The sequence below is a fragment of the Photobacterium andalusiense genome (assembly GCF_900185625.1).
GTDB lineage: Bacteria > Pseudomonadota > Gammaproteobacteria > Enterobacterales > Vibrionaceae > Photobacterium > Photobacterium aquimaris.
In genome coordinates this window covers 1,022,708-1,044,497 of sequence record NZ_FYAJ01000001.1, presented here as the reverse complement: position 1 = coordinate 1,044,497, position 21,790 = coordinate 1,022,708, and the positions used below count along the sequence as shown (strand labels likewise).

Sequence of the window (21,790 nt, the reverse complement as noted above, 5' to 3'; positions counted from 1 at the left end):
TGTATGCTTTAATCGAATGCTTTATTAGATGGTATAATTAAGTTTATTTATCCCATATTTGTTGGTAATTGAATGATTGATTTAAACGAGATTAAGATCTTTGCAACTGTTGTTGAGATGAACAGCTTTGTTGATGCTGGTAAAAAGTTAGCCATGCCATCAACCACCGTTAGCCGCAAAGTTCAGCAATTAGAAACAGCGTTGGGGGTACGGTTATTAAATCGCAGCACCCGTAAATTATCGTTAACTAATTTAGGTGAAATTTATTACCAACAGGTGAAGCCTTTTTTGTATGCTATGGAAGAGGCTAATCAATCGCTACAACAGAACCAACAAATACCTGATGGCTTAATTCGTATTACAGCCCCGTTTGATTTCTCAGTTTATTATTTACAGTCAGTGATTAATGATTTTCTGGATAGATACCCAAAAGTGAAGATAGAACTGATCGTCAATGACAATCTACTGGACATGATTGATCACAACGTCGATATTGCTTTTCGTTCCGGTGAGCTTGCAACACCAACATTGATAGCGAGAAAAATACTGCGTAAACAAATCATTTATTGCGCCAGTAAAAGCTATATCTCACACTATGGCGCACCTCAATCACCGAGTGACTTAATCGATCATAATTGTATTTTATGGCAGCAATCTGAAGCCAAGCAATATTGGACATTCGCGTATGAAAATGGCTTAAAAGAATTCCCAGTTAAAGGTCGTTTTGCTGCAGACAATACCCATTTACATATTACTGCAGTGCGTGAGGGTAGAGGCATTGCACGGTTACCAGAAGGGTTAGTTGAACAATATATTGATAGTGGCGAACTGATACCGATTTTATCTGAATATAGTCATGAATCAGGAAATATGTATATGGTGTATCCATCTCATCGCTTACAACCACAAACCACCCGCTTGTTTATTGATTATGTGATGGATACTTTTCATGGGCAGTAATACTTACGCAATTTTGGAAGGTGAATGCCAATCCAATTTCCGTCATTCTCTATAATGAATGCCAATCCAATATCCATCATTCTATACGATGAATGCCAACCTCAACCCCGTCATTCCCTACAGTGAATGCCCGCGAGGGCGATAGGGAATCGACTCTCCGCACGTTGTAGAGTTATTATTTTCATGGGTGTCTGTAATGCTCAAACACGCGGTGAGTAGATCACGGATAGCTTCGTTCCTCAACTTCCGAGATGACGAATAATAGGCTGTGTTATTCACCTGCAATACATATATCATTTTATTGATAATTAATGACTTTGTTTGAAAGTGACAGATATTTAAAATGAGTTGATAATTCATTATGATGCATATCACACTTTCAAAAACGTAGACATGATATTCCACTGGTTGAGTAATAGAATCCAGCGCGAAAAACATCTATTGAGTAAATGCTCAATGGGTGAGTTATTGCTGGAGTAAATATGAATAACTTATCTATAAAACAAGAAATAGAACGTCGTGGAAGATTATTTAATGCAATAACTTATGTTGATATTGCAGTTGGTGTTACTGCTGGCCAATTAAGAGAATTAGGGATTTACAGTGGAGCCGCAGGGGTATGGGTTAATACCGAACTAACTAGAGGCATTGTTTCTGATAACTCTGGTGTTGCTGTTAGTATAATGCATACTGGTAAAGACTATAGCGACGATTTTTCAGAGCAAGGTATTCATTACGATTTTCCTTCCACCCAGCGTAATGGCTCTCATGATAAAAATGAAATCCAAGCACTTAAAAACTGTTATGAGGCTAAAATACCGTTATTTGTAATTAGTAAATCAGCCAATAAAAAACTAAGAGATGTACATATAGGTCTAATTGAAAACTTTGATAGCCAGTACAAAAAAGCTTATATAAAGTTTGTTTCGTTAAATGTATTCAATGTTAATGAGCCTCAATTGGTAAGAGACACACAAGCTAAATATATCAATAAATTTGATGCTTTAGTGAATAAATCACAAGTTACAACTTCAGCTAAACGACAAAAAAGAATATTAGCTGCAGATCATAAACCTAAAAAAGTATTAAGGTATATTGAAGACTACGCTCGAAATCCAGATGTAGTGGCGGAAGCTTTATATAAAGCGAATGGAATTTGTGAAGCCTGCCATCAGCCAGCACCTTTTATAAAGAAATCAAATGGTGAGCCTTATTTAGAAGTCCATCATATTATCCCTCTATCTGAAGGTGGTGAGGATTCGCTTGAGAATGTGCAGGCTATATGCCCTAATTGTCATCGAAAAATGCACTTTGGCTAATAGAAAAGTTGGTCAATAGCGAAAAAAAACCACAAAAAAGCCCCATCACTCAAAGCAATGGGGCTATTTAATTCAATAAGATAAAACCTTAACGGCGACGCATTTTCAAGAACAATGCACCAGCACTTAAGTTACTGCCATCAAGCTCTAGTTTACGGTTTGCAACGATAGGGAAGTTCTTACCGACGCGTAAGCAAATACGATCTGCCAGTACTTCATTAGCGAAATCACTCCCAGCAAGGGTGACGGCTTTAATGCCTGTGGTTTCGTCCATACGCTCAATCCAATTAGCGATATAGTCCGCTAGAGAGTCCATAATGCCAAAGGCAAGTTTGTCGTAATCAACTTCATCAACCACGAGACAGAAACTCATTAAACTACCGACCATTTTTGCCCAATCAATCGTGCGTTTACCATCGACCATATCTAATGAAAAATCAACGCGGTGGCCTTTATTATCGGCATTTTGCAGTGATTTGGCGATCAGAGCATCATTAAGATATTGAACGTTATCTTGACTTGATTTAGAGAGGCCTAAGATGGTTGCAGCAAGGGCAAATAAACCTGATAGATGATCATTACACTCATTTAAGATTAACTTATTAAGTGCGTTGTAGCTAACAGGAATTTGATGCTTAAATTTGGCTAATACTTCAGCTTGCTCACCCGCAGCCAGTGCAGCGATCATTTCTGAACCTGAATGTGGCAGAGTAGGCATAACTAAAAAGGTATCAGTACGGGTGAACTTATCTTGGCTAACAATTTCACCTGCGGCATAGCGACCAAAATAAATAGCAGCACTGTGACGGCCAACACCAGATTCCAACATACCACCGTGTAGAGCACAAATAGGCAATGCATGCTCAGGAGCATCGTTGGCGTGATTAGGTTGGTAATCAAACCGAATTCGACGCTTGCTCCAATAGGCATTAAGACCATTGATGCAAGCTTGGTCGTGTAACGGCTCAACAGATTTAAATGGTACTAATGGATGAATAACAGGATCACTACAAACCTGACTCCAACCTTTATTGATTCGAGCTACTAGCGGTTGCAGGTGATTGGTTTCAATATGTAAATAATCAATACCACGCACGCGCAGCATTTCAGTTAATACCGTTAAGATACGATTGTAACTAAAGCACAGATCATACAAGGGTTGATCAAGCTGACCATGATGTTGCTTAGGACGCACGGTTACGCGTGGTTTTTCTAAGCTTGATAACGCTAACACATGTTGTGATGGCACAATAAAATGCATCGGTACATTGTTTGGGTTACAAATAATCACTTGCTGACGTTGACGGTGAGCTGCAGCAATTGGGCCACGACTTAAATGAAACTCATGCTGGTGGTTATTTGCCAGCGGTAAGTTAAAACTCACGTGGCCAGTGTTAATGACGCTATCTGCCCATTGTTGAATTTGTTGACGATCGATAGAGGCTTCCACCGATGTTTCACCATGACAATGTGAGCAGGCAATAGCGATTTCACCAAATAACTCAGATTGATTATCACCTAATGCTGGTTCGCAATAGCTACAAAATGGCAAATGATGCGGTGAGGTAATTAACGGAACTACACGACCTTCACGGTGGCGAATTTCTTTAATTGAAGAGTCGATTAACCAAATAGACAATAGAAAGTCTTTGGCTATTTGATCGGCTAATGCTTCAAGTTGGGGCTGAGTACCAACCGCTTCAATTAAGTAACGGTTTTTATCATAACCAATAGTGATTTCTAACGTTTGGTTAGCAAGATAATCATTACATAATTGGGCGTAAAAAGGCACAGGGCGTGAACAGGTAAAAGAAAATTGAATTAATTTCATTGTTCAACGCCTCGCTTATAAGCTGTTGGAATCAAGCTATTTATATCGATGTTATTAACTTTTTCGCAGTGGATATTAAATTCTAAAAGGTGACGAAGTAATGCTGTTTCCATTACTGGAATCGCAGCATTAATTTTAGAGGTTAGTCCCATATGCATAGGCTCTAATACCGTTGGTGTTACGCCAAGAACATAGGTTTTTGGGCGATCGCCAACCAAATCCATCATAATAAGTGTTTGCAGCATTTCCACTTCGTGAGCACTACCTTGCCAATCAATTTCGGCAGGGGCTTTGTCGAAGTCAAAGAAGTACACTTCGCCAGCATCCACATCAGCAGCGTTAACAGTATCAACCACAATTAAATGATCATATTGGGTTAACGTTGGAATAAGACAATGCGCTAGCGTCCCGCCATCAATAAGATCAATCTGATGGTCAGGGTGCGTAAAGCGGTAGTTTTCTGTGAGATAATTGACGAAATGTACGCCGACTCCTTCGTCGGCGTACAAGACATTGCCAATACCAAGCAGCAATATCTTCATTTGCGCTAGTGGCCTTTATTTTTTGAATGACTATTGTGGTGAGCATGATGCTGAACCGGATGATTACCCTCATGTTCATCTTTAACATGAACAGGGTGATAGTCGAAACCGGACATAATGGCATCAGCAGAACCGTTACGGAAACGGATCCCTGTCCAAATCACCATATATACGTGGATCAATACAAAAATAATGAATGCCCAAGTAATATAATGGTGCCATTTACGCACTTCATCTAACCCGCCCATCGCATAAGCGACCCATTGAGCTGGTTCCCACATCATGCCACCAATACCTAAGTGGTATACATTAGCATATAGCGTTAAGCCAGTCACACACATGAAGATTGCAGCGATAGAAATACCTGCATAAACCATAAGTTGCAACGGACCATAAGCACCATGGTGAGGTGCATTGCCCATCCAAAAATAGGCTTTAATTTGTTGAACCCAGCTTTTCGGGCTAATAATATCTTGCACCGAGCGCCGTTCAACATTACTGCGACTGAAGAAGAATAGATAAACACGAATCAGCGTTACAGCGATTAAAATAAAGCCTAACACTTCATGTGCTAATCGAATCCAACCTTGTTCAAGGACATTGGTACTGTCTGGAGCAACCAAAAATGGCCATGCAATATAAAAGCCGGTGATCACCAGACCAAAAATTGCAAACGCACGTAACCAGTGACATAAACGGATAATGAATGAAAATACATAGGATCGTTTATACAACACGGTATCTGTTGACATGATAAATCCTTAGTTACATTGCCTGAGCTGGAATACGGAACTCACTTAATGATTGGCCTTTATAATCCATTACGTGTACTGAACACGCCATGCAAGGGTCAAACGAGTGAATCACACGTAATACTTCTAATGGTTTTTTCGGATCTTCAAGTTGTAAGCCAACTAAAGAGGCTTCGTATGGCCCGATTTTACCATTACCATCAATTGGACCTGCGTTCCATGTTGTTGGTACTACTGCTTGGTAGTTTTCAACTTTAGCGTCTTTGATGCGTAACCAGTGACTTAAGAAACCACGTGGTGCTTCAATGATACCTACACCTTTATATTCTTTATTTGGATCAATGGTTGGTTCAATATAAGTGGTTTGGTCTGAGTTGAGGTTAGTTACCATCGATTCAAATGTCTCTAAGCCATGACGAGTGATGGTGAGTGTATGCAACATACGGCCAGCAGTACGACCAAGAGTAGTAAATAAAGCCGTTGCTGGTAGACCTGTTTGTTTTAGGAAATCATTTACAATAGGTGTTACGCGAGGATTACCTTTGGCGTAGTTAACGACCATTGTTGCTAGAGGACCCACTTCTACAGGATCACCATTGTAACGTGGTGATTTAACCCAAGAGTATTTACCTGCTTCATTGATTGTTGGGCGTTTACCGACAATAGTGTCGCGCTCAATAAATGGTGTATGTTCAGGGATTGTGGTGCCATCGTATGGATGTTGTGGTTTATTGGCGTCATACCATGCGTGAGTAACATCTTCCGCAATTAAGTTAAGATCAATATTTTCCGCTTTGGTTAAGTCTTTATTGCGGATCAAACCACTAACAAATAGATTTTCATCTGGGTTTAATAAAATAGACTCACTACACATGAAAGTATCAACGTTACAGCCACCTAATACACTTGGCTCTTTGGCATAAGCGGCAGCAGCCATTTTAATATCGGCTTGATAGACACGCTCAACGAAATCAGCAACATGAACATACTTTTGCTTAAATTCTTGCAAGCGAGCAGGGTCTAGCATGTCACGTACACAGGTTACACCACCAACAACAATGGATTGTGGGTGCGGGTTTTTACCACCCCAAACAGCCATTGCTTCTGCTGCAATACGCTGAATTTCTAACGCTTTAAGGTAATGACTTAAACCAATAAGGTTTTGTTCTGGTGTGAATTTATAGGTTTTATTACCCCAATAAGCATTGGCAAATGGCCCTAACTTACCAGTGTTAACTAACCCTTGCACTTTCTCTTGTGCAGCACGTAAGTCACCTTCACCAGCTGCCATTGGCGTAGCAGAGTATTTCATCGCTTCAACAGCAGCTTTTGCAGGATCGGCACTTAATGCAGATACAACATCTATCCAATCTAAGCCATGTAGAATATAGAAGTGAACAATGTGGTCATGCATTTGCAGGGTAGTTAGAATTAAACTACGAATGTATTTCGCATTAAGTGGCACTTGTGCATTAATCGCATCTTCTACTGCTAATGTGCCACAAAGGTAGTGTGATGATGTACATACACCACAAATACGTTGTATTAATAGGCCTACATCATAGGGTGTGCGGCCTTTTAGAATAATTTCAAGACCACGGAACAGGGTAGATGATGCCCATGCCTTGTTGATTACATTATTAGCATCAAGTTCAACTTCGATGCGTAAGTGGCCTTCGATACGAGTAATGGGATCGATTACGACGCGCTTGCTCATGAATTATTCCTCGACTTTCTTAGCAAAAATACTACTTACTGCATGGGCACCAATACCCACCGCAGTAACACCTAAAATAACCGCACCAATGGTATCGGCCGTGGCATCTAGACCATGCACTGGTTGGCGACTTAATGGCTTTTCAAAATCAGCCATGTCATCCCAGAAATCAGGCTCTGAACAACCAATGCAACCATGACCTGCAAGTACTGGCCAGCTAGTGTGAGCGTTAAAACGTTCTGTTGGACAGTTGTTATAGGTGTAAGGACCTTTACAACCCATCTTGAATAAGCAGTAACCTTTTTTGGCATTATCATCACCAAACTCTGTTACGAACTCACCGGCATCAAAGTGACCACGACGCTCACAGTTATCATGAACACGTGCACCATAAGCCCACTTAGGACGATTAAACATATCTAATGCAGGTAGGCGACCAAACATGATGTAGTACATTAATGTACCAGTAATATTGGCAGGGTTAGGTGGACAGCCAGCGACATTGATAACCGGGCGATCAATCACAGCACCAACACTTTTTGCGCCTGTAGGGTTAGGGCGCGCGGCTTGTACACCACCGTAAGATGAACATGTACCAACACAAATAACCGCTGCGGCATCTGCGGCAACACGTTTAATTAGCGATAAACCTGTTTCTGCTTGGCTACCTAAGGTTAGGAAAGTACCGTTGTTTGCTGTAGGGACTGCACCTTCAGCAGCAAGCAGATATTTACCTTTATAAGCTTTCATAGCGTTATCAAGGTTTTCTTCTGCTTGGTCACCTGCTGCTGCCATTAGTACTTCTTGGTATTCAAGCGAAACATGCTCAAATAATAACGCACTAATATCAGGTGTGGTGCTACGTACTAATGATTCAGAACAACCAGTACATTCAGCCAGGCTCAACCAGATAAGTGGTACACGATCTGAAAGCTCAGCAGCTTCTGCAACCATGGTACTAAAAGGTAGGGGAAGTGCCAGCAATGAAGTGATGGTTGCACTCCAGATCATGAAGTCACGACGAGTAATACCATTTTTTTCTAATTTTTTTTGGAAAGATCCCTCACGAAGAGGTTTCGTTTTTCGAAGCTCAGCAAGACGTTTCTGGCCGAGTTCAAAAAGGGCTGCATGCGAGTCCATCTATCAACCTTTTTAGCTATGATTAAATATACGTTATTGGTATTGCCTTGTGATTCTATGACTTAAATCAATACATTTAGTTGATCTGAATCAGATTTTAAAATTTTGTATGACAATATAAAAAATCAAAAATGAGGCTATGCATAAAATATGAAACGGTAATGAGAAAGACTATTATTTCAGTATGTTATGATTATTGTTGGTGAGTTAACCACATGAAAATAAATGATTTATTATTTCAAACACAAAGGGTGTGATGGTCAATGTAATGCGTAGTTATGCAAGATAAAATGGTATTAAAATATAAATGTTTTGAAGGGATAGTTTACTACGATCTAAAATGAGAAATTTTTAGATATCGCGTATAAAAAACGCCCTTATTAGAGTAAATAAGAGCGTTGAAAGTCTATTATTTGTTGCTAAAAGCGTTATTCACCAGCAAGAAATTTCTTATCTAGCATACAGAATGCAAGCAATAGATTTGCAGCGGCAGCATAGAAACCAAATTGGTCACGACGCTGACATTCTTCAGTAAATAACGGTAACCAGTTTAGTAGCATAGTATCAATGAATGACAACTGTGACTGCATTAGTGCTTCACGTTGTTCTTCTGTTTGCTGTTGATTACCCATGATGATGAGATTACCCATGAAGTCTAATTCAATCGCAAGGTGATCTGCTGGTTCATTAAAGTCTTTACGCTGTGTAATATCAAAAGAGGCCATCAGTTCATGCATGTCTTGAGCGGGTTTATCGTTTAATAATCCCGTCGTGCCAACATACATTGATGCATAAGGTAGCGCACCTGATTTAGGCGTACTTAGAAACAAACCACAAAAGTCAGCAGCAAGTTCTAGTTGTTCGTCACTGCGAGCATGCGATTTTTTAATGGCAGCACGAAAGCTATCTACTGGTGCTTTTAATTCTTCTGTCATACCAAGACCAGACAGAAACGTATACATCTCACCGCCATGGTATTCATGTAAATCTGCATCAGTTAATTCGCGGGCGAACAGTGATGACATCCACCAGTAGATTTCAGCACGTTGTTCGTTGAATGCGATAAATTCTTGCATGGTCACTCCAGACATAAAACATATTCAAATAAAGCAATTAGGCAGAGTATACCTAAGGGTTATTGGAATAGGTTCAAAAAAATGAAATAAAGGCGATGAAATTATTGTTCATCGCCTTTATGGATTGATTCACTATATTAACAACGGATTAATTACTTATCCATTGCAGGGAATAGTGGGTCGATACCTTCTTCATAGATAGGACCGTTAAAGCCTGTTACTGCATGAATAGGACCAGTATATTTCTCAATCTGAACCAGTGCAGCTGCCGCAGATGTTGCTTGCGCTAGGCTTGAACTACCGATGTCTTCAGTCAGTACGTTTGGATCGCCGTAAGTACAGATAGTGCCAGCTTTACCGCCTTCTAATGGGCTGTACCATGCACCTTCTTGCAGACGACAAACACCTGGAAGGTAATCGTCAGTCACAACAGCACCCGCCATTACTTGACCACGGTCGTTGAAAACACGCACGATATCACCAGATTTAATGCCACGTGCTTTTGCATCTTCAGTATTGATGAAGATAGGCTCACGGTCAGCAACAGCATAAGTTGCACGGAAATCCGTTGACGAACATAGCTGTGAGTGTAGGCGATCTTTCGGGTGCGTACTTTGCATGTTAATCGGGAAACGATCAGAGCGAGGACCACCGTGGCTACGTTCTGTTTTCTCGAACCACATTGGGTGACCTTGACAGTCGTTGTAACCCATATCTGCAATTGTCTTACAGTAAATCTCAATCAAACCTGATGCTGTACCTAATGGCTCAAGATCCGGTTCGTTACGGAATGATTCATGACGGATCCACTCTTTACCAGCAGGGAACTCAATGAAACCTTCACCATCCCAGAATTTTTTGAAGTTAGGCATACGAACACCTAGACCACGACCTTGTAAACGCGCGCCGTTGTAGATTTCTTCAATCCACTCCATTTGCGTTTTACCGCCAGTAAATGCTTCTTCGCGGTTATAGCGAGAACATAGTTCACTGAAGATTTCAAAGTCATCTCGAGACTCAAACATTGGTTCAACAATCTTACGCAGAGCAATAATACCAGCGTTAGAGTGGTTACCGTACTGTTCGATATCGTTACGCTCGTAAGTGGTTGTTGCAGGTAATACGATATCTGCAAAACGACACGTTGCTGTCCACTGGTGATCAATCGATACAACAGTTTGTAGCTTAGTCCACGCCTTGATCATTTTGTTGCGATCTTGGTGGTGACCAAACGGGTTGTTACCACTGAAAATAGCCATCTTCATAAATGGATATTTGATCTTCTGACCGTTGTAGTCGATGGTCTTACCCGGGTTATCAATACAGTCAACAAAACGTGCAACTGGAATGAAAGTAGAGTAACCGTCGTATGAACCACTATGAATTGGATCAACGCCTGTTACACCACTAAAGCCAGACATTAGTGGACCGTTAGAGGTAATTGAACCCGCATCATTGTAGTGCCAACCAAAGCCAAAACCACCACCAGGTAGACCGATTTGGCCCAGCATTGCAGCAAGAACAACCAACATCCAAGCATACTGCTCGCCGTGTTGCATACGCTGTAAACACCAGCCACCAATAATCTGAGTACGGCCTTTAGCCATAGTGCGAGCAAGAGCGCGAATATCATCAGCTTTGATACCACAAATCTTTTCTGCCCACTCAGGATTTTTAATAACGCCGTCAGTTTCACCCAATACGTAAGGCATAAACTTATCAAGACCCGTTGTGTAATCAGCAACGAATTCTTTGTTGTATAAGTTTTCAGTGTATAGCGTATGGGCAATCGCAAGCATTAATGGAACGTCAGTCTGTGGGTTAACACGGATCTGCTCACCACCAACGGCTTTTTGAGTGCTAGAAACCACTGGATCGACGTAGATCACTTTGATTTCTTTGTTCTTCACTTTCTCTGCAAGTTGCTCATAGTATTGGTATGGGCTGTGGTCTGGTACTAACCAACCTACTTGCAGGTTTTTAATTGGGTCAGAAGCCCACATCACGATAGTGTCAGTATGTTCAAGCACTAACGGCCATGATGTTTGCTGTTCGTAAACTTCCATTGCACCAGCAACGTAAGGAAGAATTACTTGTGCAGCACCAGTAGAGTAGTCACCCATTTTGCCTAGTGTTGTACCGTGAAGGCTAACACCACGCTTCATCATGGTACCTGCGTTATGCAGTTTACCTACTGACTGCCAACCTGTGTGGCCTGCGTAAAGTGCGCTTGGACCAAAGTTGTCCTGTACGCGTTCCATTTCATGGTATAGGAAGTCTAATGCTTGCGACCATGGCACACGTACAAAGCGGTTATTACCACGTTGGGTTGTATCTGACTTGTAACCTTGCTTTAGCCAATCGATACGAATCATTGGGTACTTAACACGTGCAGGGTTATAAACCACTTCACGTACCGCTTTGATCATATCGGTTGGGTTTTTGTCTTTTTCAAACGGTGTTGTTTCAGTCCATACACCATTTACAACTTTAGCGCGGAAAGCACCCCAGTGAGAACCTGATAGAACGTCACCTGAGAAGGCTGCTTTTACTTCATCAGCTGCCATTGCTTTACGCGGCGCTAGTAGGCTAGTACCAACAACCGATGCAGCACTTGCTACAGCAAGGCCAGAAAGAAAGCGGCGGCGTGAGATGCCAGTTTTATTAGTTTGAGTCGCCATAGTTGGAGAATCCTTAAACTTTAATTTTTATCGATGGGGCGGGGATAACTATTATCGCCCGCCTATCATTTAATCGTTTATTGGAGCGCTGGATTAATGCGCGCCAGCACCACCTGTATCGCTGCCGTGGTTCTGAAGATATTTAAGCAGAGTACGTTCTTCAGTCTTAGTCAGACGGTAGTAAGAGCTCATGGCTTTCAGACTTGCGATCCAGCCATTTGCAGTAAAATGGCCTGGGTCTGGCGCCGCGTGACAAGCGTTACATGTAGACGCGTACATATCTTCTGCATAGTTCCAGATTGGTTTGATGCTATCAATCATGTCTGATTTAGTAACCCAACCTTGAACACTGATGTTTTGCCATACAATGTTAGTTGCAGGATCAGTTTCTTCTTTAATGATTTTCTCGTTCGCTTTGATTTCGCCACGGATAGTTGCCTTAAAGACACGTTTACCCATGTATTCAGTCATTACGCGACCTTTACCTGCTTTTTCTAACCAGCCGTTTACTTCAACTTTTAGCATGTCGCCTTTACGTTCAAGTACAGTAACTTCTGATGCAGGTAGTAATTTACCTTCTGATTTACCTTTTGGATCATCAGTTGCAAAGATATCTTTTTCACCTAGAGAGTAAAGCTTCTCGGCTGTTGCACCTTGAGAGGTTGCTTCAGCTTGTAGGTTTTGGAAATCTTTCTGGAAACCGCCAGCCATGTTTGGTAATTCATGTGCAATACCTTTGTGACACTCAATACAGTTCATGTCTTTTGCTGCTGCATCGGTCATTGCCGCTGCCGCTTCAGGTGATTGCTTAGCGTGATCCATTGCTGAATAGTTATGGCAACTCTTACATGTGCTTGAGTTTTGTTTTTCCATACGCTTCCAAACCATCTGAGCTAGCTCTAAGCGGTGCTCTTCAAATTTTTCAGGAGTGTCGATTTTCTTAGTAATAAACTGGTTATACACATCTTTTGATGCCATTAACTTTGTTTCTACCATACCAACTAAATCTTTCGGTTGGTGACAGTCAACACAATCAGCACGAACGCCAGAAGCATTTTTGAAGTGTACCGATTGGGTATATTCTTCATAGTTTTGCTTCATGGTATGACAACCGACACAAAATTCATTGGTTGATGCGTATTCAAAACCTTTGTGAACAGCAAAAATACCACTAACGGCGATACCAATACCAACAAGTACAAGAGCCAGGATTGAGTACTTGCTACTTGGTTTTGTCAACATCTGCCAAATTTTCTTCATCTTGAAAGATTCCATTTAAAAAGAATGCACACCGTAGGGTACGGTGACGGTTAAAATTTTATGGGGTAATCTTATTGTCACGATATGAATAAGGTTAACGCTACGAATGAATAGCAAAGGCATAGTTATGACAAATTGTGAATGGTCTTAGTTTGTGCTACCGTTCAGTTAGAAAGCCAAAAACTAAAAAGAGAACGACATGACCCATCACGTACTTGTTGTAGAAGATGAAATTGTTACCCGCACAAAATTGGTTGGGTATTTTGAGAACGAAGGATACAAGGTAAGCCAAGCAGACAGTGGCGCACAGATGCGCGAGATAATGGCAACGGAAAAAATTGACCTTGTAATGCTAGATATTAACCTGCCAGGTGAAGACGGTTTAATGCTAACTCGTGAGCTGCGTAGCCGTTCTGAAGTTGGTATTATTTTGGTGACTGGACGTACTGATAGTATCGATAGAATTGTCGGTTTAGAGATGGGCGCAGACGACTATGTAACCAAGCCTTTTGAACTGCGTGAATTGCTTGTTCGAGTGAAAAACTTGTTATGGCGCATGACGTTAGTCGAAAAGGCGCGTGACGAGACTATGGTTGAAATGCAGGAAGATAACATCATTCGTTTTGGCGAGTGGCAGTTTGATATTAACAAGCGCGCACTGACTCACAATGGTCTTCCTGTGAAGCTAACTAAAGCAGAATATGAGCTATTAGTTGCCTTTTCATCACACCCGAATGTGGTGCTTAGTCGTGAGCGCATTTTGAACATGTTGAGTCATCGAGTTGAAGCGCCAAATGATAGAACTATCGATGTTTTAATCCGTCGTATGCGTTCGAAAATGGAGCTTGATCCAAAGAATCCACAAATTTTCGTTACCGTTCACGGTGAAGGTTATATGTTTGCTGGTGACTAATTTATATCGAGATTGAGTTACTATTGTCGAGTTGTTAACAAATATTTATGACATAAATTGACATAAAAATGCCCTATTTAAAGCAAATAGGGCATTTTTTTTTGGCTTCAGGTGGGGCATTTTTTGATTTAAATCAATATTTTGTAAGATATTTTTTTGGGTCAAAAAGGAACAAAATGAGTTATTGGGAATCATTATTAATTGGAGGTTGTTTTTGTAACTATGTGGAAACAATATTGATCGTGTTTGTTATCATTTGTTAGGCAATCAAATAACAGAGCCATGGAAAAATGAAATCTTATGAACATGTATTTTGAGCAATATTCTCTTGAAAAATCGATTTTACCCAAAGATCTATTTTTAAGTGGGTAATTGAATGAATATAAACAAAGGTAAACGGGACTATTTTATGGCGCTATTCATACTATAATCATCCACTGTTCATAGTTAGATCGCGAGTTATTCATAAGATAGTCATATATTGAATACCGTTTACCATTCAGTTTAATGAGAAAAATGGGCAAAAAATGCGATATAAGCTAAATATTCATAAAATAACGTATAGAAATAAAGGCGTTATATATCATTTTTTGTGTTTTTTTCTGTTATTTGATCAGTCAAAGTAATGATTTCAGGCAGACTAATTGTACTTTGTTGTGCAAGTTGCTGCTGCTCAATCAATACATTTTCTAAAATTTCAGTGGTTGTAAGTGGATTAGCCAGCACTACGCGAAACACTGTTGTTGGTTTGCGTTGCCATTTTTCAGGTGTAATACGGGTACGAGATACAAACGATTTGCCAGATTCTCGTTGACGTTTTTGAATGAATTGGGTGAGGTCGTTTAACAACTCTAACAGTTGCTCACGCTGTTCTGATGTTGCTTGCTGTAATGCTTGTTGTGTTTTAGCTGGTACATAGCGGTAAGTGAGCAGGCATAATTCTGGGTGAGTAATTAATTCAAACTCAGGGTGTTGTTCAATGCAATGAGCAAAATAATGCGCTTTTTCAATGCTATTATTAATCAAAAGTTCATAGCCAGGGCGGCTAATAATATTCATGCTGGCATAGAGTAGCATTGCCATTCCACTGCGCGAACCTTCAAGTGTATGACTACCTAGATCTTTAGAGCCTTTACGAAGAATATATTCAGCGTGATGTTCAATTGCTGTCATTAACTCTGGATTTTTAAATATCACCATACCAGCGCCCATTGGAATATAGAGCTGTTTATGGGCATCAATGGTAATCGAATCAGCACGCTCGATACCTTTAAGTAAATGACGGTACTTATTAGACATTAATGTCGCACCACCCCAAGCGGCATCAACATGAAAATGACACTGATGTTCTGCGGCAATGTCTGCGAGTTGATCAAGAGGATCAATATTGCCAGTCTCAGTCGTACCTGCAATGCCAATGATGGCAAAAGGTTTAATATTGTTACGCTTTAAATTAGTCAGTGTTGTTTGTAGGGCATCAAGATCAACACGATTGTTATCATCGGTTTTAATTGCAATAAGACTGTCACGTCCTATACCTAATACATCTGCTGCTTTTTTAAGAGAGTAGTGACCACGCTCAGAGACTAAAATCGCAAGATCATCATAGCCATAATGTCGCATTGCGCGCAGTAGACCTTGTTGACCGACTCCTGTAAATTCACCATCAGGTTGTAATGCTGCATTGCGGGCAACCCACAGTGCAGTAATGTTAGCGATGGTACCACCAGAACAAAAAGCCCCTAAAGAATGGTCGGCACTGTGCATCCATTGTTGATAGAAACTTTCATTTTGATTGAAGATTAATTTATGTAGCATACCTAACACTTGGCGCTCAAGTGGTGTAAATGCTTTTGAGGTTTCTATTTTTACTAAGTTCTGGTTGAGCGCAATCATGATTTTAGATAAAGGCATCATGAAGTAAGGTAGGGCAGAAGTCATATGGCCAATAAATGTTGGTGCGGCTGTATGAACAGACTGAGCAACTAATTTATTGAGTAATAACTGGGTGTGATCAGAAACAAACGATGGCACTTCAGGAATATTGGCATTGGAGAAATCTTTTTCAATTTCAGCCAGCGGTTTTTCAGTGGCTGCGATATGAGTTCGCAGAAACTCATTGAGGTTTTCTGACAGCTCTTTTTCAATCAAGCCTAAGGTTGAATCCGGAGCTTCTGGTACAGTGAAAATGCGATGCAAGGATTCTAGAGATGCATCAGCAGTACGATTATTAGCCGCCATAATTTATTTAACGTTTCCATAACTTTGGCAAAGAGTGTTCAATTTAATCGATATTTTGGCTGATGTCTCGAATTATTTCGGAATGGCTAAAATATAACCACCCGAAATACAAGTTATTTATTCATAATAAGCTGTTGTAATAGCTATTTATTGCATTGTTATTAGAACTTATAGTTTACGCCTGCGCTAACTAACACATCGTTACTGTCATAGAAGTTAATATTTGATTGGGTTGAGCTGTAGCCAATAAGAGAAACTAGGCCCCAGTTTTTCCAATTAAAGGGTTGGTTGTATTCATACGCTAAGAATGCACCAAACTTATTATCTTGCTGCTTTTTATTAAATACCGGATGGGTGGCATCAAATAATGCTGTTTTATAACTTAGAGTAAAAGCAAGGCTAGATTGAGGTAACAGCTGAATAATGGTTGCAGCTGCGCCATAGATATTATTGCTCATGGCACGACCGTCTGCATCTATATTGGTGAAGTTTACTGCTGTACGTAGAATCAAACTACGGCTAAAAGGTTGTACAAATGTACCTTCAGTATAAAGAACGTTAGCATTGCGATTTAATGATGCTTTTTCATTAGAGGTTAGATGTAGTAAAGGATCGTTGCCACTATTTTCATGATCAATACTGAACTTACCGTAGGCGATTTGGCCAGAAAAACGTGAACCACGAATATTATCCAGCTTGACACTAAAGGCATTAATATTAGAGTTTGTTTTGTTACGCTTCACACCTTGTAGGTAAGGATCTTGCCATGTTTTTTGACTTAATAAGCCAGGAATATAGCTTAGAGTGAGTGTTGAAGTATCAGCAAATTTTTGTCGGTATCCTGCTTCAATATGAAAACGGCCCAGTGCGATATCGGAACGGCTGGTACCAAAATAGAGTTGTTTGTCGCCGCTATTAAAGGTGTAGTTTACGCTACCAATAGGTGCAACGAACATTTTAGTCTGATCATTACCATTATTATTTAAGTTTTCAGTAGTATGATTATCACTATTAAATTGTGAATTTGATTTGTTGTAGCCAACCATTAAAGAAATTTCACCGCCAATACCTGGTGTCCAATCGACAGGTTTTGCCATCGCTGTCGTGGAAATGATTGTAGTAGCAATTAAGCTTACAGTGACTAATGGTTTCATTTTGCTTCCTATAAAATAAGCTACGTATATATATGGTAGTACGCCATTTTATTGATGGCATCGCATGAATATATAAAGCGCTAACAGTGTGATCAAAGTTATAATTATTGTAATTGATATTGATTTTCTTAACAATCTAACCATACAATTAAGTTAACAAATTGTTACAAAGTAAGGATGGTTAATGATGAATATTGAATTAAAAATAGCGCTAGTAACCGTAACGATTACGCTTTTTACACTGGCCAGTTATGGGTTGGTTGCTCTACATGCGTAATGCTAAAAATAATAAAGATTAAATAATTATCGTGGGATTTTATAAAAAATATTTCCTATAGGTATGTGTAGATTGTATATTCGATTCTCTTAGATATATTAATGTATGCTTTTGGGCATATTTAACAGGGAGAAGAGATGAATTATCTTCCATTTAGTCTGCGTGATTTTAATGATCAATCTATTGCTGATTTTTCGTCGATAATACACGCAGCCCCCCACAAAAAAATGGCGCTAATCGTTCAAGGTGGTGGTCAACGCGGTATCTTTTCTGCGGGTGTACTTGATAGTTTTCTTGAACACCAATTTGATCCGTTTGAATTATATATCGGTACCTCTGCTGGTGCGCTTAATTTATCTTCTTTTATTAGTCGTCAGCCTCGCTTCGGTTATCATTTTATTCGTGATGTTTCGATGGATGATAAGTTTTTTAATCTTTATAAATATCTCAGTAAGCAACAGTCAATGAACCTTGATTGGGCATTACAACAAGTATCACCATCAGGTTTATATCCGTTAGATATAGCAACTGCGCATAAAACACTTGTTCACCGTACAGCACTCGCGTGTGCGACCCGTAAAGACACCCTGCAAGACTATTATTTACCTATGTACCAACAAGATTGGAGCGAGGTCTTATTAGCAAGCTGCGCTATTCCGTTACTTTATAATCAGCCTGTTAATGTGAATGAACTGCAATGGGTGGATGGAGGAGTCAGTGCTGCAATTCCAGTTAAAGAAGCCTGGCGGCGTGGGGCTGATTTAGTGGTCGTTATTCGTACTGAACCATTAGAAGATAATCATCCAAATAGTAGTGCCAATGATGAACGGGGTCTTTTTGATGATTGGCGTAAAAATATTGAAACGCAATTACCTTATTATATTGATAAGTTAAGCCTCAATGAATCGGTTGATAAAATAAAAAATATTCACCAAGAGTTGAGTCACCGATTTGAACAGTGGCGACAAAATTATTGGGAAGATGAAACAAGTGAGCCATCGAATAATCAATTTATTGATCAAGCTGTAATTAAGAAGAGTTGGTTTTCGCAGTTAAATATAGAACGATTATTACAGTTAACAGGACAGGGAACAAATTCTGAAATATTAGAAATGCTAGTGCGTTATCATCATACTTATCGAGATGTGAATGATTTTCTGACTAATCCACCTCAAGGATTACAAGTGATTCAAATTGCGCCAGAGAAAACGTTAAACAGTAGTGCTTTATTAAGTAGTTATGAAGACTTAGAGCTTGATTACCATCAAGGACAGCAAATAGGTGAGCAGTTTATTCGCTCTTTTTCTCAGATACTCAATCAAAAAACCAGTTTGATGCAGCATCTACGCTAGAGTATGTTTATTTTTGCTGAATAATAAAACGCCTTGATAACCAAAGTAAAATTATATTCACTTGATTATCAAGGCTATCTACTAGGCTATATTACTTATTTAAGAAAGTTGTCATATTAGCCTGCATTTTTGTTGTGGTTGCTTTTGATTCATCAACAGTAAAATTATCATTAGCTGTTGGTTGGGTAACTTCTAATAATGATGTGTGGCTGCCAGGTGTATATACCTTCCAACCTTTAATGTCATTATTTGGCGTTAACCCCAACTGTTTAATCAGAGGCTCAGTACCCGTGAATGGTGAATAAGGTAAGTTACTAGGTGTAGTAATATTTGGAATCGTACTGTCACCAGTTACCATTTGTACTAATACAGGTACTGTTGTTGGAATACCTTTAGCAAGGTTAATTGGGTCGACAGGATCCATTACAGTTTGTGCAGCATAGGCAAACTTAACGTAATTCTCTGTCCATTGAGCGAATAAACTTGGGTTATTTTGTTTAATCGCACTAATGTTATTAACGTAACACTTATTCAAATCTTTATTGTTATCGTCTTGAGCGTTATAGCAACCATTCAGTGCTTGCAGAAACTTACCTGTTTCAATTACTTCAGGAGTTATTTGGGTTGGGTTTGATATTGTACTTTGCAAAATTCCCGCTTTTAAAAGACCACCAAAACTGCCTGAGTTTAATAGTAGGTAGGGGATTTCTGCACCTGGGTTTGCCAATGCCAGTTTATTGATAGCAAAGTATTGTTTATCAAACGTAGGGTTCATTGTTGAACGATTAGCAATATTACCGACGTTGGTACCAACAATTGCACCTAATGAGTGACCTGTAAAATTAACACCGCTATTGGGATTTAACATCTCTAATGGTGAAACAGTGTCTGGATTTTGATTATTTTGTTGTTGCTGCTGAATATGAGCAAACAAAGAGCCAATAGAGGCACGCAGATTGACAACATCAATAGTACTTTGGCGTAAGTTATCTCGTGCAACGGTTAAGTTTTCAAGATTTAAATACATTGATGGATCTGTTGCAGCATTTTTATATACCGTTACGCCACTTTTATTTGTGATATGAATACCACGATCTTCACCATGTAATGGTTGGTTTATGGCGAAAATAGCGCGGCATTGATCACCAATTAACGTTTCAGCTAAAGACGGTAAACCATCACTGTGTGCTGTTAATACACTTTTATCCGAGGTAATACCGTGTTGGAAGATAGTGACATCGTTAGCACCTAGCGTTTGGCATTTTTTATTGCTTGGAAGCACTAAAGTATAATCAATAGTTTGTACTGATTTTAGCTCAGGAACAGCACTATAACGAGTAATTAAACGCGCAGGATCCAGTTGGTTGCCATTAGCTAAATACAGCGTTTTACCTGTTAATTTGGTTAATACTTCAACTTGTGTTTGTGGATTAGTCGCAACTTGTGCCATATCTTGTAGTGACACATTAGCAGCTGCTAACTGATTTAAAATAGTGGTTTTATCTGCATCACTGCCATTACTTAATACATATTTGATTTTAGCAAGGCTAGGCATACCACTTTTCCAAGGGGTATTCATGAACTTGTTTGGTCGAATATCTAAGTAATAAGGTAAAGAAAGTTTACCGTGATAGATACGGACATTACTTTTAGCATTAACTTTATTGGTATTCTCAACTTCTACTGGTTGAGAGAAAGTAAACAGTTTATCAAGTTGTGCTGGTGTAACAGTGGGTGCGATAGCAGAACCTTTCCAGACGGTGTTCGCACCGTTCTGTAGTGCCTCTTCAGTTGCCATTTTGGCAGCAAATAACACATCACCAGAAGATAACGTTGTAAACCACGAAGAGAAGATAATATCGCGCTTTTGTACTATATCGTGGAAAGCTGCTTCGGTTGCATGAGTAATTTTTTGTGCAGGTAACAATGCAGGAGCTGGCGGTAGCTTATCAGACTTTAACAATGCATATGAATTGCTCATACCGACAGCTTCGCCATTAATGTCTTTAAGATCATCTGTAACAGCAAACATATAGTTACTTGCTGGATCTAATGGCTTAAGTAATAAAACAATTAAGTTGTCGCCTGAAACTGTTACAACAAAGTCGCCATCTTGTTGGGTTAGGCGAGTTGGCTTTGTGGTATCGTCAGGATTGGTTGGATCGCCTGATTTTATTAAATAAAAACCACTCGCTGCTGTTGTTGGATCGAGATTCTTACCAGTAAAATTAATGGTGATCGGCTGGGTTGTGCTCCAACCATCAGTTTGTCCCATAGCAACTAATGGATCTGACGTGTTGGTTTTATCTTTAGCCATTGCCTCGGTTGCAAGAGTGCCATCTTGCACATCCATAGCTAAATAAGTTGGTAGTACAAGCTTTTTATCTTTGGCAAGTAGATCAAAATTTACTTTTGTTTCCGCATTTAAGCTTGCTGCAATATTTGGGTCAATCGGTGATTGATTTTCTAAGCTGCTATTACCTTTACACGCCACTAAGCTAAGCGCAGAAGTAACTAATAATGCGATAGAACGTATTTTCATTGTGATTCCTAATGATTTTATAGTTTATTTCGC

At 39.7% G+C, this 21,790-nt stretch carries 15 protein-coding genes; 4 read left to right on the top strand and 11 right to left on the bottom strand.

Annotated features, from left to right (window positions below):
• Window positions 1-72: 72 nt before the first annotated feature.
• Together PAND9192_RS04725 and PAND9192_RS04720 are read left to right on the top strand one after the other, a co-directional pair.
• Window positions 73-960 carry a LysR family transcriptional regulator gene (locus PAND9192_RS04725; RefSeq protein WP_087852756.1) on the top strand — a complete coding sequence of 296 codons (888 nt, stop codon included), beginning with the start codon at window positions 73-75 and terminating at the stop codon, window positions 958-960.
• A 482-nt stretch (window positions 961-1,442) separates the two neighbouring features.
• Entirely contained in the window at window positions 1,443-2,279 is an 837-nt protein-coding gene (locus PAND9192_RS04720) for an HNH endonuclease (RefSeq protein ID WP_234998925.1), read from the top strand.
• A gap of 88 nt (window positions 2,280-2,367) precedes the next feature.
• Here the strand turns inward: PAND9192_RS04720 and PAND9192_RS04715 are convergent, their stop codons facing one another.
• The 8 genes from PAND9192_RS04715 to torC all read right to left on the bottom strand — a co-directional run bounded on the left by PAND9192_RS04715 (window position 2,368) and on the right by torC (window position 13,278).
• Entirely contained in the window at window positions 2,368-4,110 is a 1,743-nt protein-coding gene (locus PAND9192_RS04715) for a Kae1-like domain-containing protein (protein WP_087852755.1), read from the bottom strand.
• Window positions 4,107-4,652, bottom strand: coding sequence for a HyaD/HybD family hydrogenase maturation endopeptidase (locus PAND9192_RS04710; protein ID WP_087852754.1), 546 nt, complete (start codon window positions 4,650-4,652; stop codon window positions 4,107-4,109). Before PAND9192_RS04710 ends, PAND9192_RS04715 begins: the two co-directional genes overlap by 4 nt.
• Before the next feature lie 5 nt (window positions 4,653-4,657).
• Window positions 4,658-5,404 (bottom strand): Ni/Fe-hydrogenase, b-type cytochrome subunit, encoded by a 747-nt coding sequence (cybH, locus tag PAND9192_RS04705; protein WP_087852753.1) that lies wholly within the window; start codon window positions 5,402-5,404, stop codon window positions 4,658-4,660.
• 13 nt (window positions 5,405-5,417) lie between these two features.
• Complete coding sequence (locus PAND9192_RS04700; RefSeq protein WP_087852752.1) at window positions 5,418-7,121, bottom strand: nickel-dependent hydrogenase large subunit; 1,704 nt, start codon at window positions 7,119-7,121, stop codon at window positions 5,418-5,420.
• Window positions 7,122-7,124: 3 nt separating this feature from the next.
• Window positions 7,125-8,261: a hydrogenase small subunit gene (locus PAND9192_RS04695; RefSeq protein ID WP_060997517.1), complete on the bottom strand. Its 1,137-nt coding sequence runs from the start codon at window positions 8,259-8,261 to the stop codon at window positions 7,125-7,127.
• Between the two features lie 428 nt (window positions 8,262-8,689).
• Complete coding sequence (torD, locus tag PAND9192_RS04690) at window positions 8,690-9,337, bottom strand: molecular chaperone TorD (protein ID WP_087852751.1); 648 nt, start codon at window positions 9,335-9,337, stop codon at window positions 8,690-8,692.
• A 152-nt stretch (window positions 9,338-9,489) separates the two neighbouring features.
• Window positions 9,490-12,018, bottom strand: coding sequence for a trimethylamine-N-oxide reductase TorA (torA, locus tag PAND9192_RS04685; RefSeq protein ID WP_087852750.1), 2,529 nt, complete (start codon window positions 12,016-12,018; stop codon window positions 9,490-9,492).
• 93 nt (window positions 12,019-12,111) lie between these two features.
• Window positions 12,112-13,278: a pentaheme c-type cytochrome TorC gene (gene torC, locus PAND9192_RS04680; RefSeq protein ID WP_060997520.1), complete on the bottom strand. Its 1,167-nt coding sequence runs from the start codon at window positions 13,276-13,278 to the stop codon at window positions 12,112-12,114.
• A gap of 199 nt (window positions 13,279-13,477) precedes the next feature.
• Between torC and torR the strand changes: the two genes are divergently transcribed.
• Entirely contained in the window at window positions 13,478-14,191 is a 714-nt protein-coding gene (gene torR / locus PAND9192_RS04675) for a two-component system response regulator TorR (protein WP_005368225.1), read from the top strand.
• A 576-nt stretch (window positions 14,192-14,767) separates the two neighbouring features.
• On the opposite strand, the gene panP is transcribed toward torR, so the two are convergent.
• Together panP and PAND9192_RS04665 are read right to left on the bottom strand one after the other, a co-directional pair.
• The gene (gene panP, locus PAND9192_RS04670) at window positions 14,768-16,432 is read right to left on the bottom strand and encodes a pyridoxal-dependent aspartate 1-decarboxylase PanP (protein WP_087852749.1); all 1,665 of its coding nucleotides are present in this window, start codon (window positions 16,430-16,432) and stop codon (window positions 14,768-14,770) included.
• A 161-nt stretch (window positions 16,433-16,593) separates the two neighbouring features.
• Window positions 16,594-17,586, bottom strand: coding sequence for a DUF2860 domain-containing protein (locus PAND9192_RS04665; protein ID WP_087852748.1), 993 nt, complete (start codon window positions 17,584-17,586; stop codon window positions 16,594-16,596).
• A gap of 414 nt (window positions 17,587-18,000) precedes the next feature.
• Between PAND9192_RS04665 and PAND9192_RS04660 the strand changes: the two genes are divergently transcribed.
• The gene (locus PAND9192_RS04660) at window positions 18,001-19,215 is read left to right on the top strand and encodes a patatin-like phospholipase family protein (RefSeq protein ID WP_087852747.1); all 1,215 of its coding nucleotides are present in this window, start codon (window positions 18,001-18,003) and stop codon (window positions 19,213-19,215) included.
• Between the two features lie 91 nt (window positions 19,216-19,306).
• Here PAND9192_RS04660 and PAND9192_RS04655 read toward each other — a convergent pair whose 3' ends face one another.
• A complete protein-coding gene (locus tag PAND9192_RS04655; protein ID WP_087852746.1) occupies window positions 19,307-21,757 on the bottom strand; it encodes a VolA/Pla-1 family phospholipase in 2,451 nt (816 codons plus the stop codon).
• Window positions 21,758-21,790: the final 33 nt, after the last annotated feature.